Raw genomic sequence first — 14,449 nt, 5'->3', positions numbered from 1 at the left:
TCGGGGAAAGGCGTCACTTGCCCAGTTTGCGCAGACTTTCCTCGGGGTCGACGGCCGTCTCGGGCTTCAGTCCGGGCACCTGCAGTTTCTCGCTCATGCGGCCGTTCTCGAGGTAGTTGCCCTCGGCGGCGCGCTTCGCGGCCTCGTCCCAGACAGCGTGCCACGCGCCCAGCTGATAACCGTGCCAGGGCGATTGCGGCGTCAGGCGGGGCAGGCCGAGTTCTTCCCAGATGTCCTTGGCGCGCTCCATGTATTCGCGCGCGGGCAGGGCCAGGGGTGGCATCGGCGACTTCATCGTCGCGTCGATCAGCAGCGTGCTGTCCTCCTCGCCGGCGTGTTCGCGCTTCGGGCCGTGACCCTGTCCACGATGCGCCAGCGTCTGCACATCGTTCACCGGGTTGGTCCGGTAGGCCATCGCCCAGAGGATCGCGTCGGGGCTGTCGACGTCGATATCCTCGTTCACGGCGATGCAGATCTTGCCGCAATCCCCCTTGAAATAGGCCGCGCCGTAAAGCGCGCGCCAGACCTCCGAGGGCGGCGTGCCGGGTTCGATGGTGATGACGGTCACGCGCAGAAGACCGGTCAGCGGCTCGTGCAGGGCGACCTTCTTCACGCCCTTGATGCTGAGCGTGTGCTTGAGGTGGTGGAAGAACAGCGGCTCGTAGGCGACGCGCTTGATGACGCTCGACTCGCTGGGCGCGACCTGGCTGATGTAGCTCGGGATCACCGCGTCCCGGCGCCGCGTCACCGCCGTCACGCGCATCGGCATGTTGTATTCCTCGAGCGCGACATGGCCGTGGCTTTCGCCGAACGGCCCCTCGGGCTCGACCTTGGTCACGTCGATGTAGCCTTCGATCACGACTTCGGCCTCGGCCGGCACCATCAGCGGCACGGTCCGCGCCTTGACGACGTTGATCGGTGCGCCGGCCAGACCGCCGGCGACGGTGAACTCGTCCATCCCGATCGGCAGTTTCTGGGGGCCCATGAAGGCGACATAGGGCGGGCAGCCGAGCACGATGGCGACCGGCATCTCGGTGTCGCCCCGCGCCTGGTGCTTGAGATAGTGCTGGTAGCCGCCCGCGCCGCCGACGCGGGTCGCCATCCGCACAACAAGGCGATCCGGCGCCTTCAGCCCGCAGCGGTAGGTGCCCATGTTCTGCACCCCGTCATCGGGGTCGGCGGTGATCACGTTGGTCGCGCTCAGCGTCGGCGCGCTGTCGAAACCGGGGGTCGAGACCGGGATCGGCAAGAGGTCGATGCCGTGGCCTTCCTCCTTCAGGATGTCGCCCTGCTCGATGATCTCGTGGCAGGGGGCGTCCGTCACCTCGCGCGGGGGCACGGGGTTGGCGATCGCGGCGTCCCACTTGTCGCGGATGCTGTCGATGTCGCATCCCATGCCGGTCGCGTAGATCGCGCGGTTCGCGGCCAGTCCGCCGACGATGACGGGGATCTCGTACTTGCGCCCGGCCTTGTTGCGGATGTTGGTGAAGAGAAACGCCTTGCGGTCCTCCTCCTTCAGGCCGCCGGTGAACTGCCAGCGGACCAGCGGGTGCATCTCGCTGTCCTTGTCGATCTCGCGGTCGACGCGCACCAGGAGACCCTTCTCCTCGAGCAGCGCGATATGGTCGTGCAGATCGCGGTAGGGCGTCGTGGGGGTATCCTTCATGCCTGGTCTCCTCCCGGCGGGGTTCAGTCCTCGTCGTCCGCGTTCCGGCCCGGCGCCGATCCCTGCCAGCGCTTCACGGTTCCGGTTTCGATGCCCAGCAGGTCGAGCGCGCGGCCGGCGAGGTGGTCGACGATGTCCATGACGCTCTTGGGTTGGTAATAGGTGCCCATCACCGCCGGCATCACGATTGCGCCCGACCGCGTCGCCTGGTCCATCAACGCGATATGGCCCGCATGGAGCGGGGTTTCGCGGAACAGAAGCACGAGGCGGCGGCGTTCCTTCAGGGCCACGTCGGCGGCGCGGGACAGAAGGTCGCCCGCCTGGCAGGTGGCGATCGAGCTCAGCGTCTTGACCGAGCATGGCGCGACGATCATCCCTTCGTTGCGGAACGAACCGCTGGCGATGCTGGCGCCGATATCCTTGAAGTTGTGGACCTGGTCGGCCAGCCCATGAACCCGTTCGGGCGTGTAGTCTGTCTCGATCTTCATGGTGCGCACGGCGGCCGGCGACATCACGAGATGCGTCTCGATGTCGTCGATGGGGCGCAGAAGCTCCAGCAGGCGGATGCCGAGGATCGTGCCGGAGGCGCCACTTATCCCGATGATGATGCGGCGGTCAGCCATGGCCTTGCCCCTTTTCGAGCGATGTCACGAAAGCCTCGAGGCGGTCGGCGAAGTCGGCCTCCGCCTCGATGGAAGAGATATGCGCGGCGTCGAGCACGACGAGGTCGGCCCGGTCGCAAAGCGCCTGCATCTCCTCGGCGCGCGCAACCGGCGTCGAGGCGTCATGCGCGCCCGCGACCAGGAGGACCGGGCCGCCATAGCCGCCGAGCGCCGGACCGAGGTCGGCGACGGCCAGCGCGGCGCAGCAGGCGGCATAGCCCTCGGCCGAGGTGCCCGCGATCATTGCGCGCACCTGGTCGGTCGTGCCGGGATTGGCGGCGCGGTAGCCTTCGGTCAGCCAGCGCTCCAGCGTCGGCTCCACCAGCGATGCGAAACCGCCGCTCCGCGCGGTCGCGGCGCGGTCTTGCCACATCCCGGGCGGCGGAAAGCTGATGGCGGTGTTCGCGAGGACAAGGCCCGCGACACGGTCGGGCGCCTTCGCGGCCATCGCCATGGCGGTCGCCCCGCCCAGCGACAGGCCGCACAGAACCGCGCGGTCGAGACCGGTGGCATCCATGACCGCCAGCGCGTCTTCGGCGAGGTCGTCGACGGTGCAGTCGCCAGGGGTCACACCGGAACGGCCGTGCCCGTGGGCGTCGAAAGCGACCGAGCGCCGCGACATGCGCCCGCGCACGCCGTCCCACATGCCCAGGTCCGCCGCCAGCGAGTTGAGGAAGAGGACGGGCATGCCGCCGCCCTCCGAGACGGAGACGAACAGGTGCCGGCCTTCGCCGAGGTCCATAACCTTGCCGTCCGCCATCACGACGCCCCCGCGTCCTGCCGCGTCTCGTCGAAATGCTTGCGGAGGTCCTTGAAGAACTGCTTCGTCAGGTGTTTGGCCACCGACTTCAGGATGCGCTGGCCGACGCCGGCCACCAGCCCCCCGATCTCGCCTTCGCCGGAATAGTCCAGCCTGCAGGTCTCGGGGCCGGTCTCGACGATGGTGAATTCCGCGGTCCCGGTTCCAGTCCCGAGCGAGCCCTCGCCGGATACCGTGATCCGGCAGTATTCCGGCGGCCTCTTGTGCGTCAGTGCGACCGTGCCGTTGAAGCTTCCGCCGACGGCGGCGACCTTCAGCTCCAGCTCGACGTCATAGGCATCGGGGGCCGTTTCCGTCATCTTCCGGCAGCCGGGGATGCATTTCGTCAGCACGTCGGGATCGTTCAGACCCTCCCAGAGCCGTTGGCGGCTGGCCTCGATCTCCTCGCTGCCGGAAATGTCCATGTGCATGGCGTTTTCCCTCTCTCAGAGACCAAGCAGCGACCGGGCGACACCGCTCTCGATCAGGTCGCGTTCCGCCGCGCTCACTCCGGCCCCGTCCAGAATGGCGCGCGGGGTGGGGTCGCCGATCGGGAAGGGCATGTCCGACCCAAGCATGACCCTCTCGGCACCGACCGTTCCGAGCAGGAGTTTCAGCGCCTCTGGGTCGTGCAGCAAGGTGTCGTAGTACATCATCGACAGCGCCTCCCGCGGATCGCCGAGGCTGTCGTCGAGCGACGCGTTGCGCACCAGCCGACCCAGCACGTAGGGCAGGGCGGCGCCGCCGATCCCGATAAGGATCTTCGCGTTTGCATAGCGCTTCACGTGGCCCGCGTAGATCAGCCGGCTGACGGCGATGAGCGTGTCGGTGATGCGGCCGACGGCATTGGCCATGCCGTAGTCATGGACCCTGTCGTCGCCCGCGTCGAACACGGGATGGATCGACACGACCGCGCCAAGCTCGTCCGCCGCTTCCCAGAACGCATCGAGGCCCGGATCGTCCAGAACGCCGCCCTTGCCGAAGGGCTGGGTGCCGATCATCGTGCCGGCAAAGCCCTGCTCGATCGCTTCGCGCAGGACCTCGGCGGCGCGGGGGCCATCCTGCAGCGGCACGACGCAGAGGCTTCGGAACCGGTCATTCGACGTGTCCGCCGTCTCCTTCAGGTGGCGGTTGATCGTCCGCGCCCATTCGGTGCCTTCCGCGTCCGGCATGTCGTTGCCGAACATGTCGAGCCATCCGGCGATCACCTGCATGTCGATGCCGTTCTCGTCCATCCATGCAAGGCGTCCCGGCTTGTCGCGCAGGAAACCCGCCACGGGCCGCGTCGGCTTCTTGCCGGAAAAGGAGAAGGCGAGACTGTCCTTTGCCTCGATCATCTCGACCGAGGGGAAGTCCGTCCGCCGGTCCCGCAACTCGTCGAGCAGCGCGGGGGGGACGAAATGGGCGTGGGTGTCGATGATCATGCCGCAGTCTCCGCGTCGGCTATGGTGTCGGAAATCGTGCTCATGCGCAGCGGGAGCTTGTCGACCGTGACCCCCCAGGGCGACAGCGCGTCCTGAACCGCGCCCGAGATCGCCGCCGGCGCACCGAGATAGCCGCTCTCGCCCGAACCCTTCTGGCCGAACTCGGTCAGCGGGGAGGGGGTGCAGTGGTGGACGATCTCGACCGAAGGCACTTCGTGCGACGAGGGCATGAGGTAGTCGAGGAAGCTCTGCGTCATGAGCTGACCGCCCTCGTCATAGGTGAATTCCTCGAGCAGGGCCGCGCCGATGCCATGGGCGATCCCGCCAAGCGTCATGCCGCGCACGATATGCGGGTTGATGACGGTGCCGCAGTCGTGGCCGATCACGTAGCGGCGGATCTCGGGCTTGGCGAGCACCGGGTCGAAGGCCATCAGCACGAGGTGGAATTCGAAGGAATAGCAGGGATACATCTGCACCTTGCCGTCCTTCGGCAGCGCGACGCCGGTGGGCACCTGCTGGATGAACGAGGCGGTGAGGCCCGGGTTGGTGCCGGACGGCAGGTCGTGGAACCGCCGGTGGCCGATATCCACCAGCTCGTCCCAGCCGATGCTGCGCCCATCGGGCGCGGTGATCGTGCCGGCCTCGTAGCTCGCCGTATCGGGGTCGATCCCCATCGCATGGGCGCCGATGGCGACAAGCTGGCGTTTCAGATTGCGCGCGGCCCGGGCCGCCGCGCCGCCCAGCATGATCGCCATGCGGCTGCCCACGGGCGAGTTCCCGGGCAGGCTCGACAGGCTGTCGGGCCGCGTCACGCGAATGCGGTCAGGGTCGATCCCGAGTTCTTCGCCCACCACCGTGGCCGCGAGCGTCTCGTGTCCCTGCCCGGAACTCGTGGTGTGGATCGCGACGGTCACGAACCCCAGCGCATCGATGGTGACGCGAGAACCCTCCATCCAGGTCGACGTGCGGTTCTTCTCGTTCAGGAGCGGCTCGAAGGACGAGTTGCCGCCCGAGGGTTCGAGGCAGGCCGCGATGCCGATGCCCGCGCACAGCCCCTCGGCGCGCAGCCGGTCGCGTTCGGCCTTCAGCGCCTCGTAATCGGCATGGGCCAGAACCTTGTCGATGACGGTGTGATAGTCGCCGCTGTCGTAGGTGCTGCCGGAGGGGATCGTGTAGGGGAATTCCTCGGCGCGGATGAGGTTGCGGCGGCGCAGCTCCAGCCGGTCGATCCCCAGATGCGCCGCGACGCGGTCCATCATCGTCTCGATGGCGTAGTTCGTGGGCGCCTGGCCGAAGCCGCGGACCGCCTCCTGCACCGCCTTGTTGGTGGTGACGGACATGGCGCGGTACTGGACCGAGCCGATGCGGTAGGGGCCGACGATGGCGCCGATCGGTTTGCCGAGCTGGAACGGCGCGCGGCCGGCATAGGCGCCGGCATTGTCGAGGGCGCGCATCTTCATCGAGCGCACCGTGCCGTCGCGGTCGAAGGCCACGTCGATGTCGAAGATCCGCTCCGGGCCCTGGGCATCGCCAGCGCGCATGTTCTCCAGCCGATCCTCGATCAGCCGCACGGGGCGGCCGAGCTTGCGCGCGAGATACGCGACCAGCACCGTGTGCTTGATCCCGCGCTTCACGCCGTAACTGCCGCCGACATCGACGTCGTAGTGAACCCGCACGGCATTGCCCGGCAGCTTCAGCGCGCGGGCGATCTGGTCGGCGTATTTCGGCATCTGGATCGAGGCCCAGACATCGAGCATCTCTTCCCAGGGGTTCCAGCGCGCGATCACGCCGAAGGTCTCGATCGGCACGGTGGAGTTGCGGCCCCAGGTGACGCGGAGGCTGAGGCGCTCCTCGGCTGCGGCGAAGTCCTCGGCCACGGGGCCCCAGTCGAAGGTCCGGTCGAGCAGAAGGTTCGACCCGTGTTCGGGATGGACCGGGGTTGCGTCCGGTTCCAGCGCCGCTTCGGCGTCGATCACGAAGGGGAGGGCCTCGGTGCGGACGCGCACCTTCTCGGCGGCGTCCTCGGCCAGCGCGCGGCTTTCGGCGACCACGGCGGCCACCCATTCTCCGGCATAGCGGATCTGTCCCACGGCCAGCGGGAAACGGCGCACCAGCGGTGTGTCCAGCCCGTTCATGAGCGGGGTCACGGCCGCCGAGAGTTCCTCGCCGGTCAGCACGTCGACCACGCCCTCCATCGCCAAAGCCTCGCTGGCGTCGATCCCGAGGATCCGCGCGGCTGGAGCGGTCGAGGCGACGAGCGCGACATGCAGCGTGCCGGGCATGTCCAGATCGGCCACGTAGCGGCCCGCGCCGGCGACGAAACGCCGATCCTCGCGCACCCGGCGGTTGGTCGAGACGAACCTGCGTTGCTGATCGGTCATTTAACGACCTCGCCGGCCTTGAGCGTGTTCGATGTCCGGATCCGTTCGGCGGCCAGCTGGATAGCCTCGACGATCTGCTGATAGCCGGTGCAGCGGCATATGTTGCCCGAGATCGCCTCGCGGATCTCTTCCTCGTCGGGAGCGGCGTTCACCCGCAACAGCGCGTGCGCGGCCAGGATCATGCCGGAGGTGCAGTATCCGCATTGCAGGCCGTGGGTCTCGCAGAACGCGTCCTGCACGATGTCGAGGGCGCCGTCGCCAGAGGTGAGGCCCTCGACGGTGCGGATGTCGAGCCCGTCGGCCTGCACTCCGAGGATCAGGCAGGAGCGCACGGCCTCGCCATCGACCAGCACGGTGCAAGCGCCGCAGACCCCGTGCTCGCATCCGGCATGGGTCGCCGTCAGCCCGAGGCCGTCGCGAAGCACATCCAGAAGGGTCGTGCGCGGCTCGACGTCGATGACGCGGGTCTGCCCGTTGACGGTCAGTTCGGTCTTCATCCTGCCTGCTCCAATGCGTCGTCGCGGGCCTCGGCCAGGGCCAGTTCCGCCAGCCGCACGGCGGCGCGTTTGCGGTAGCTCGCCGTTGCGTGAAGATCGTCCACGGTCTCGAGATCCGAGAGCGCTTCGACGACCGCGCCGCGAATGTCCTGCGCCGTCAGGCGCGTTCCGGAAAGGCCGGAAATGTCGACCGCGACGGGTGTGTCCCCCACGCTGCCGATGCCGAGCCGCGCCTCGGCGCATGTTCCGTCCGCGTTCAACACCACCTGCGCGCCCGCCGAGGCGAAGGCATAGTCGCTGCGCCGCGAGGCGACCTCGCGGAAGCCGGTCCCGGTCGGTGCGGCCGCCCTTCGCGGAAAGACGAGCCGCGTCAGCAATCCGCCCATCGGCGCCGTCGTCAGCATCGGGCCGATGAAGAAATCCTCGGGCGCAAAGCGCTCCTCTTCACCGTCTTCGCCGACAAAGACGATCTCGGCGCCCAGCACCGTCACGGCCAACGGGATCTCGGCCGAGGGATCGCCATGGGCGACCGAGCCGCCCACCGTTCCCCGGCAGCGCGTCGGCGGATGGCCGACATGGCGCAGCGCCTTCGCCAGGAGCGGCACCTCGGCCCGGATCACCTCCGAGGCCAACGCCGCGGCCTGCCGGGTGACGGCACCGATCTCGACGGTGTCGTCGCTGCAGGCGATGCCCTGCAGGCCCGCGATCCGCGTGATGTCCACAAGGACCGACGGACGCGAAAGCCGCATGGCCAGCATCGGAACCAGCGTCTGGCCACCGGCAAGCACCCGGGCGTCCATGTCGGCCGCAAGGATGCCGCAGGCCTCCTCGACCGTCTTCGGACGCGCGTAGTCGAACTGGGCTGGCTTCACGGACGTTCCCTTTTTTCCGGGGCTTGCTCAGGCGAGCGGCAGGCCCGGCATGGCAGGCGACAGGAGCGAGACCTGTTGTTTGACGACGAGCGGGCCTTTGACCTCCGAGGCCTTCTTCGCGGCCTGCCAGCCGGGATCGGACCCGAAGGATGCCCAGGCCGCCGCGCGCGCAGCCTCGTCGGCGAACCGCGTCAGGTAGGTCAGTCGGTCCGTCGCGGCGTCGACGAAGACGCCGACCAGCTCGATGCCATGGTCCGGAAAGCGAGTCGCGACCTCGGCCAGAAACCGTTCGCGCACCGCGTCCGCACAGCCATCGGCATGCTCGTACACGCGCAAATCGTAGATCAAATCACCCTCCCACGTGCTTTGACTCACCCTATCTTATGCGACAATCGGCGGTCAATCGGTAAGATCGAGACAACCGGGTGTCACAATAAGATGGCTAATTATCATATGCTTGCGTTTGCATATTGCGCGGACGATCCTGATTGCTCAGGATCCTGAACATTCGCGGCCCCTGTTGGGGTGTCAGGTATTGCGACAATTTCCCGATTGTCTTACACGTGTCTGAACGAAAGGGCGCGGAGATGACTTGGATGCCCCGGCTGGATAACGATGACGGACCACGATACCTCCAGATCGTCGCTGCGCTCGAACACGACATCGCGACGGGCAAGGTGGCCGTGGGTCAGCGGCTGCCGACCCACAGGGAGATGGCCAGCCGTCTGGGGCTCAGCATCGGCACCGTTTCGCGCGCCTACGCGCTCGCCGAGGCCCGGGGGCTGATCTCGGGCGAGGTCGGGCGCGGCACCTTCGTCACGGGCAAGACGCCGCAACTGGGCGTGACCGAGGCGGCATGGGCGCAGCGGGGCGTGAACCTCGCGCTGAACGCGCCGCCCGCAACCGGGGAGGCGGAGGATTTCGCGCGCACGATGGGGGAACTCATCGGCGACGACGCGCTCCACGGCCTGATGGGCTACCTGCCGCACCAGGGACTGGAGGCGCACCGCACCGCCATGGCCGGTTGGGTATCGACCCTCGGGATGGAGGCCGCGCCCGATCGCCTGCACGTGACCCACGGCGCCCAGCATGCCATCGCGATCGCGCTGCGCCTTCTGGCGCGCTCGGGCGCGCCGGTCCTGACCGAGAACCTGCCCTATTCCGGGATCATGTCGCTCGCCCTCATGGAGGGGTACGACCTGCGGGGGGTTCACATGGATCGCCACGGGCTGATCCCCGAGCGCCTGGACGCCGCTTTCCGGGCCAGCGGTCCCGCCGTGCTCTACTGCACGCCCACGCTTCAGGCGGCGACCGGTTCGCTGATGCCGCCCGAACGGCGGGCCGAGATCGCCGAGATCGTCGCGCGCCATGACGGCTGGATCGTGGAGGACGACGCCTACGGTTTCCTGCCTCCCGACGGGGTCATGCCGCTCTCGGCCTTCCTGCCCGAGCGCAGCGTCTATGTCGTCAGTTTCGCCAAGTGCCTCTCGCCGAGCCTGCGGGTGGGCGCGATGGTGGCGCCCGCCGGCATGCGGGACCGTATCATCAACGCCATCCGCTCGACCGGATGGATGGCCAACCCGATCATGGCCGAGGTCACCACTCGGATGATCGAGAACGGCCTGATGGCCCGGCAGGTCCGGGCCAAGCGCACCGCGGCCGCCGAACGCACGGAGGTGGCGCGCGCGCGGCTCGGTCCGGCGCTGGACCCGATGTCGGACGTGCCCGCCTTCCATGTCTGGATGCGGCTGCCGCCGGGGCGGGCACCGGTCGGCCTGATGACGCAGGCCGCGCAGGCGGGCATCACCGTGGCCACGCCCACGCCGCTGCAGCCGCTCGACACGATGGGCAACGGCATCCGCATCTGCCTTGGCGGGGCGCCGGATATCGCCGCTCTCGACACGGCGCTGAGCACGTTGGCCGACATCCTCGAGGGCACCGAGGCGATGTCGCTGGTGTAGCTCGGCGCCAGGGCCTGCCGGCCGCGTCCGATGCGGCAAGCGTCCGTCGCACGAAAAACCCGTTCCCGGATCACTCCAGTCTCGACGGTTTCAACCGGCGGGAGTATCACCCATGGTCGGGACCGGCCCCTCGGGATCGACCCGGCATTGCGGGACGCGCCGGGGCCGGTGCGGCGGACAACCAAAGGGGGGCGGCATGCATTTCGGTCTCAGTTCCGAGCAGGAGATGATCGTCTCCACCGTTCGCGGTTTCGTCGAGACCGAGATCTATCCCCATGAGGCCGAGGTCGAGCGCAGCGGCGAGGTGCCGGCCGAGCTTGCGCAGGAGATCAAGCGCAAGGTCATCGAGATGGGCTTTTACGCCTGCAACTTCCCCGAGGAGGTCGGTGGCGGGGGCCTTGGCCATCTCGACTTCACGCTGGTCGAGCGCGAGCTTGGGCGTGGCTCCATGGCGCTGACGCATTTCTTCGGGCGACCGCAGAACATCCTGATGGCCTGCGAGGGCGAGCAGCGCGAGCGTTATCTCCTGCCGGCCGTGCGGGGCGAGCGCATGGACGCTCTCGCCATGACCGAGCCCGACGCGGGCAGTGACGTGCGCGGCATGAAATGCACGGCGGCGCGGCAGGGCGGCGATTGGGTGGTGAACGGGACGAAGCACTTCATCTCGGGCGCGGACCATGCGGATTTCTTCATCGTCTTCGTGGCGACCGGCGTCGACGACACGGCCCAGGGGCCGAAAAAACGGATCACCTGTTTCCTGGTGGATCGCGGGCATCCGGGCTTCACGGTGCGCGACGGATACCGTTCGGTCAGCCACAAGGGGTACAAGAACTGCATCCTCGAATTCGACGATTGCCGCCTGTCCGACGCGCAGGTCCTGGGCGAGGTCGACGGCGGTTTCGAGGTGATGAACACTTGGCTATATGCCACGCGCCTGACGGTGGCGGCCTTCTCGGTCGGGCGGGCGCGGCGCTGTTTCGACATGGCGGTCACCCATGCCGCCGAGCGCCGGCAATTCGGCCAGCCCATCGCGCGGTTCCAGGGCGTGAGCTTCCAGGTCGCGGACATGATCACGGAAATCGACGCCGCCGACTGGCTGACGCTGGCCGCCGCCTGGCGGCTGGACGAGGGCCTGCCCGCCAACCGCGAGATCGCGAGCGCCAAGCTCTATGCCTCCGAGATGCTGGCGCGGGTCACCGACACGACGCTGCAGATCCACGGCGGAATGGGTCTGATGGACGATCTTCCGATCGAACGGTTCTGGCGCGATGCGCGGGTCGAACGGATCTGGGACGGAACCTCCGAGATCCAGCGCCACATCATCGGGCGGGAGTTGTTCCGCCCACTGGGGTCCTGACGCCTTGGACGGGCTTTCGCGTCTTCTGAGACCGCGCTCCATCGCCGTGATCGGCGGTGGAACCTGGTGCGCGGCCGTGGTCGAGGGATGCCGCCGGATCGGGTTCGCGGGGCCGGTCTGGCCGGTTCATCCGACCCGCGCCGAGATCGGCGGTGTCCCGGCTTTCGCCTCCATCGAGGCCTTGCCCGAGGCGCCCGACGCGACCTTCATCGGCGTCAACCGCAACACCAGCATCGAGGCGCTGCGCGCCCTCGCGGCCCGGGGAAGCGGGGGCGCCGTCTGTTTCGCGTCGGGATTTCGCGAGTCGGTGGCGGAAACCGGCGACGGCCACGAGCTGGAGGCTGCCCTTGTCGAGGCGGCGGGCGCCATGCGCATTCTCGGGCCCAACTGCTACGGGTTTCTGAACTTCCTCGACGGTGCCGCGCTCTGGCCCGACCAGCACGGGGCCGAGCGTGTGACCGAAGGCGTCGCCATCGTCACGCAATCCTCGAACCTCGCTCTGAACCTTACGATGCAATCGCGCGGTCTGCCGCTGGCCTACGTGGTGACGGTCGGCAATCAGGCGCAGACGGGGATGGCGGAGATCGCGGAGGCGCTGCTGGAGGATCCGCGTGTCACGGCGCTCGGCCTCCATGTGGAGGGGGTCGGCGATCTGGCCCGCTTCGCCGCCATGGCGGGCCGCGCCCGGACGCTCGGCAAGCCGGTCGCGGTGCTGAAGTCCGGCGCCTCGGAAGCGGCGCGCGCGGCGGCCATGTCGCACACCGGTTCGCTTGCGGGAAGCGACGCAGGGGCATCCGCGCTTTTCGACCGGCTGGGCATGGCGCGCGTGCGCAGCCCGGCGGAATTGCTGGAGACGCTGAAACTGCTCCACGCCGTGGGCCCGCTGCCGTCGGCGCGGATCGGGGTCCTGTCGAGTTCGGGCGGCGAGGCCGGTCTGATCTCGGACATGGTCGCGGCCCGCGCGCTGGAATGTCCGCCGCTTTCCCAGGCGCAGCGCACGGCCCTCCGCGCCGCGTTGGGTCCCAAGGTCGCCCTCGCCAACCCTTTGGATTACCATACCTATATCTGGGGTGACCGCGAGGCGCTGGCGCGGACCTTCACCGCCATGCTGGCGCCCGACATGGCCATGGGTGTCGCGATCCTCGACTTCCCACGGCCCGATCGCTGCGACGCGGGCGCCTGGGAAATCGTGATCGACGCGGCCGAGGATGCGGTGAAGGCCGCGGGGCGACCCATGGCGATCCTGTCGAGTCTGACCGAAACCATTCCCGAGGCCACCGCGCAGGCGATGCTGACGCGCGGGATCGTGCCGCTGTGCGGTTTTGCCGAGGGGCTGGCCGCGCTGGAGGCCGCGGCTCGGCTCGGGTCCATGACCGGAGGCACGGACATCACCGTTCCGGGGGCGGAGCCCGAGGCGCCGCGCCTTCTTAACGAGGCGGAGGCCAAGGAGGCGCTTTCGCGCCATGGCGTGCCGGTGCCGCGCTCCCGCATGGCGTCCTCCCCTCGGGAGGCTGCAGGGGCCGCCGCCGAACTCGGCTTCCCGGTCGTCCTGAAAGCCCTGGGTCTTGCGCACAAGACGGAGGCGGGCGCCGTCGCGGTCGGTCTCGCCTCGGCCACCGAGGTTGAGGCCGCGGCGCTGCGCATGGCGTCCGACCGCTACCTGGTGGAGGACATGGTCTCGGGCACTGTTGCCGAGCTTCTGGTGGGCGTGATCCGCGATCCGGCCCATGGCTTCGTGCTGACCCTCGGCGCGGGGGGTGTGCTGGCCGAGATACTCGCCGACACCGTCTCCCTGCTTCTGCCCGCAACCGCGGCCGAGATCGACGTGGCGCTGGACCGGCTGCGCATCGCGCCGCTACTTTCGGGGTATCGCGGCCGGCCGGCAATCGACCGCGCGGCACTTCTCGCGGCGATCGCCGCCGTGCAGGACTACGCCCTGACCCACGCCGACACGCTCGTGGAGTTGGAGGTCAACCCGTTGATCGTCACGGCCGAGGGTGCCGTCGCGGTGGACGCGCTCATCAGACTGGGAGAACCGAGATGACCGATACACCGATCCGGACGGACCGCCGCGGCGCCGTGCTCGAGGTGACGCTGGACCGGCCCAGTGCCAACGCCATCGACTTCGCCACGAGCCGGATCATGGGCGATGTCTTCACCGTGTTCCGCGACGATCCCGAGCTGCGGGTCGCGATCCTGACCGCCGCGGGCGGGAAGTTCTTCTGCCCGGGCTGGGACCTCAAGGCCGCGGCGGGGGGCGAGGCGGTCGACGGCGACTACGGCAAGGGCGGCTTTGGCGGGCTGCAGGAGTTGCGCGGCCTGAACAAGCCGGTCATCGCGGCGGTCAACGGCATCGCCTGCGGCGGGGGGCTGGAACTCGCGCTCTCGGCGGACATCATCCTCGCCGCCGATCACGCGACCTTCGCCTTGCCCGAGATCCGTTCGGGTACGGTGGCCGATGCCGCCTCGATCAAGCTGCCCAAGCGCATTCCCTACCATATCGCCATGGAGCTTCTGTTCACCGGGCGCTGGTTCGACGCCGAGGAGGCGGCGCGCTGGGGCCTCGTGAACCGGGTTCTTCCGGCGGGCGAATTGATGGAGGCCGCGCGGAAGATGGCGGACGATCTCGCCGCCGGGCCGCCGCTCGTCTTCGCCGCGATCAAGGAGATCGTGCGCGAGGCGGAGGACATGAAGTTCCAGGACGCCCTGAACCGGATCACGAGAAGCCAGTTCGAGACCGTGGAGCGGCTCTACCGCTCGGAGGATCAGCTGGAGGGCGCGCGCGCCTTCGCCGAGAAGCGCGATCCGGTCTGGAAGGGCCGCTAGACGG

Annotated in this window: 13 protein-coding genes; 4 read left to right on the top strand and 9 right to left on the bottom strand. The window is 68.6% G+C overall.

Annotated features, from left to right (window positions below; all coding sequences use genetic code 11):
• Positions 1–13 precede the first annotated feature (13 nt).
• Genes N8I71_RS04270 through N8I71_RS04230 form a run of 9 tightly spaced genes read right to left on the bottom strand, consistent with a single transcriptional unit; the run spans position 14 to position 8,649 of the window.
• Complete coding sequence (locus tag N8I71_RS04270; protein WP_262876690.1) at positions 14–1,666, bottom strand: UbiD family decarboxylase; 1,653 nt, start codon at positions 1,664–1,666, stop codon at positions 14–16.
• Between the two features lie 23 nt (positions 1,667–1,689).
• A complete protein-coding gene (locus N8I71_RS04265; protein ID WP_262876689.1) occupies positions 1,690–2,289 on the bottom strand; it encodes a UbiX family flavin prenyltransferase in 600 nt (199 codons plus the stop codon).
• Entirely contained in the window at positions 2,282–3,088 is an 807-nt protein-coding gene (locus N8I71_RS04260; protein ID WP_262876688.1) for an alpha/beta fold hydrolase, read from the bottom strand. Before N8I71_RS04260 ends, N8I71_RS04265 begins: the two co-directional genes overlap by 8 nt.
• Entirely contained in the window at positions 3,088–3,558 is a 471-nt protein-coding gene (locus N8I71_RS04255) for an SRPBCC family protein (protein ID WP_262876687.1), read from the bottom strand. Before N8I71_RS04255 ends, N8I71_RS04260 begins: the two co-directional genes overlap by 1 nt.
• Positions 3,559–3,573: 15 nt before the next feature.
• Positions 3,574–4,551, bottom strand: a complete 978-nt coding sequence (locus N8I71_RS04250) for an amidohydrolase family protein (RefSeq protein WP_262876686.1) — start codon at positions 4,549–4,551, stop codon at positions 3,574–3,576.
• Positions 4,548–6,932, bottom strand: a complete 2,385-nt coding sequence (locus tag N8I71_RS04245; RefSeq protein ID WP_262876685.1) for a xanthine dehydrogenase family protein molybdopterin-binding subunit — start codon at positions 6,930–6,932, stop codon at positions 4,548–4,550. The genes N8I71_RS04250 and N8I71_RS04245 overlap by 4 nt, the downstream gene beginning before the upstream one ends.
• A complete protein-coding gene (locus N8I71_RS04240) occupies positions 6,929–7,429 on the bottom strand; it encodes a (2Fe-2S)-binding protein (RefSeq protein ID WP_262876684.1) in 501 nt (166 codons plus the stop codon). Before N8I71_RS04240 ends, N8I71_RS04245 begins: the two co-directional genes overlap by 4 nt.
• Positions 7,426–8,301, bottom strand: coding sequence for an FAD binding domain-containing protein (locus N8I71_RS04235; RefSeq protein WP_262876683.1), 876 nt, complete (start codon positions 8,299–8,301; stop codon positions 7,426–7,428). Before N8I71_RS04235 ends, N8I71_RS04240 begins: the two co-directional genes overlap by 4 nt.
• A gap of 27 nt (positions 8,302–8,328) precedes the next feature.
• Entirely contained in the window at positions 8,329–8,649 is a 321-nt protein-coding gene (locus N8I71_RS04230; RefSeq protein WP_262876682.1) for an NIPSNAP family protein, read from the bottom strand.
• A 248-nt stretch (positions 8,650–8,897) separates the two neighbouring features.
• On the opposite strand from N8I71_RS04230, the gene N8I71_RS04225 reads away from it, so the two are divergent.
• The 4 genes from N8I71_RS04225 to N8I71_RS04210 all read left to right on the top strand — a co-directional run bounded on the left by N8I71_RS04225 (position 8,898) and on the right by N8I71_RS04210 (position 14,445).
• Positions 8,898–10,262 carry an aminotransferase-like domain-containing protein gene (locus tag N8I71_RS04225; protein ID WP_262876681.1) on the top strand — a complete coding sequence of 455 codons (1,365 nt, stop codon included), beginning with the start codon at positions 8,898–8,900 and terminating at the stop codon, positions 10,260–10,262.
• 196 nt (positions 10,263–10,458) lie between these two features.
• Positions 10,459–11,619, top strand: a complete 1,161-nt coding sequence (locus tag N8I71_RS04220) for an acyl-CoA dehydrogenase family protein (protein ID WP_262876680.1) — start codon at positions 10,459–10,461, stop codon at positions 11,617–11,619.
• Positions 11,620–11,623: 4 nt separating this feature from the next.
• Positions 11,624–13,663 carry an acetate--CoA ligase family protein gene (locus tag N8I71_RS04215; protein ID WP_262876679.1) on the top strand — a complete coding sequence of 680 codons (2,040 nt, stop codon included), beginning with the start codon at positions 11,624–11,626 and terminating at the stop codon, positions 13,661–13,663.
• Entirely contained in the window at positions 13,660–14,445 is a 786-nt protein-coding gene (locus N8I71_RS04210; protein ID WP_262876678.1) for a carnitinyl-CoA dehydratase, read from the top strand. Before N8I71_RS04215 ends, N8I71_RS04210 begins: the two co-directional genes overlap by 4 nt.
• Positions 14,446–14,449: the final 4 nt, after the last annotated feature.

The organism is Roseicyclus sediminis, from assembly GCF_025515305.1.
GTDB classification, from domain to species: Bacteria; Pseudomonadota; Alphaproteobacteria; order Rhodobacterales; family Rhodobacteraceae; genus Roseibacterium; species Roseibacterium sediminis.
The sequence above is the reverse complement of the archived record's forward strand: the minus strand, read 5'-3'. Positions and strand labels throughout refer to the sequence as shown.

Bases quoted from the DNA above. Each gene is read 5' to 3' on its own strand.
- N8I71_RS04245 (WP_262876685.1), bottom strand. From the start codon at position 6,932: ATGACCGATCAGCAACGCAGGTTCGTCTCGACCAACCGCCGGGTGCGC.
- N8I71_RS04220 (WP_262876680.1), top strand. From the start codon at position 10,459: ATGCATTTCGGTCTCAGTTCCGAGCAGGAGATGATCGTCTCCACCGTT.
- N8I71_RS04255 (WP_262876687.1), bottom strand. From the start codon at position 3,558: ATGCACATGGACATTTCCGGCAGCGAGGAGATCGAGGCCAGCCGCCAA.
- N8I71_RS04250 (WP_262876686.1), bottom strand. From the start codon at position 4,551: ATGATCATCGACACCCACGCCCATTTCGTCCCCCCCGCGCTGCTCGAC.
- N8I71_RS04240 (WP_262876684.1), bottom strand. From the start codon at position 7,429: ATGAAGACCGAACTGACCGTCAACGGGCAGACCCGCGTCATCGACGTC.
- N8I71_RS04265 (WP_262876689.1), bottom strand. From the start codon at position 2,289: ATGGCTGACCGCCGCATCATCATCGGGATAAGTGGCGCCTCCGGCACG.
- N8I71_RS04225 (WP_262876681.1), top strand. From the start codon at position 8,898: ATGCCCCGGCTGGATAACGATGACGGACCACGATACCTCCAGATCGTC.
- N8I71_RS04210 (WP_262876678.1), top strand. From the start codon at position 13,660: ATGACCGATACACCGATCCGGACGGACCGCCGCGGCGCCGTGCTCGAG.
- N8I71_RS04260 (WP_262876688.1), bottom strand. From the start codon at position 3,088: ATGGCGGACGGCAAGGTTATGGACCTCGGCGAAGGCCGGCACCTGTTC.
- N8I71_RS04270 (WP_262876690.1), bottom strand. From the start codon at position 1,666: ATGAAGGATACCCCCACGACGCCCTACCGCGATCTGCACGACCATATC.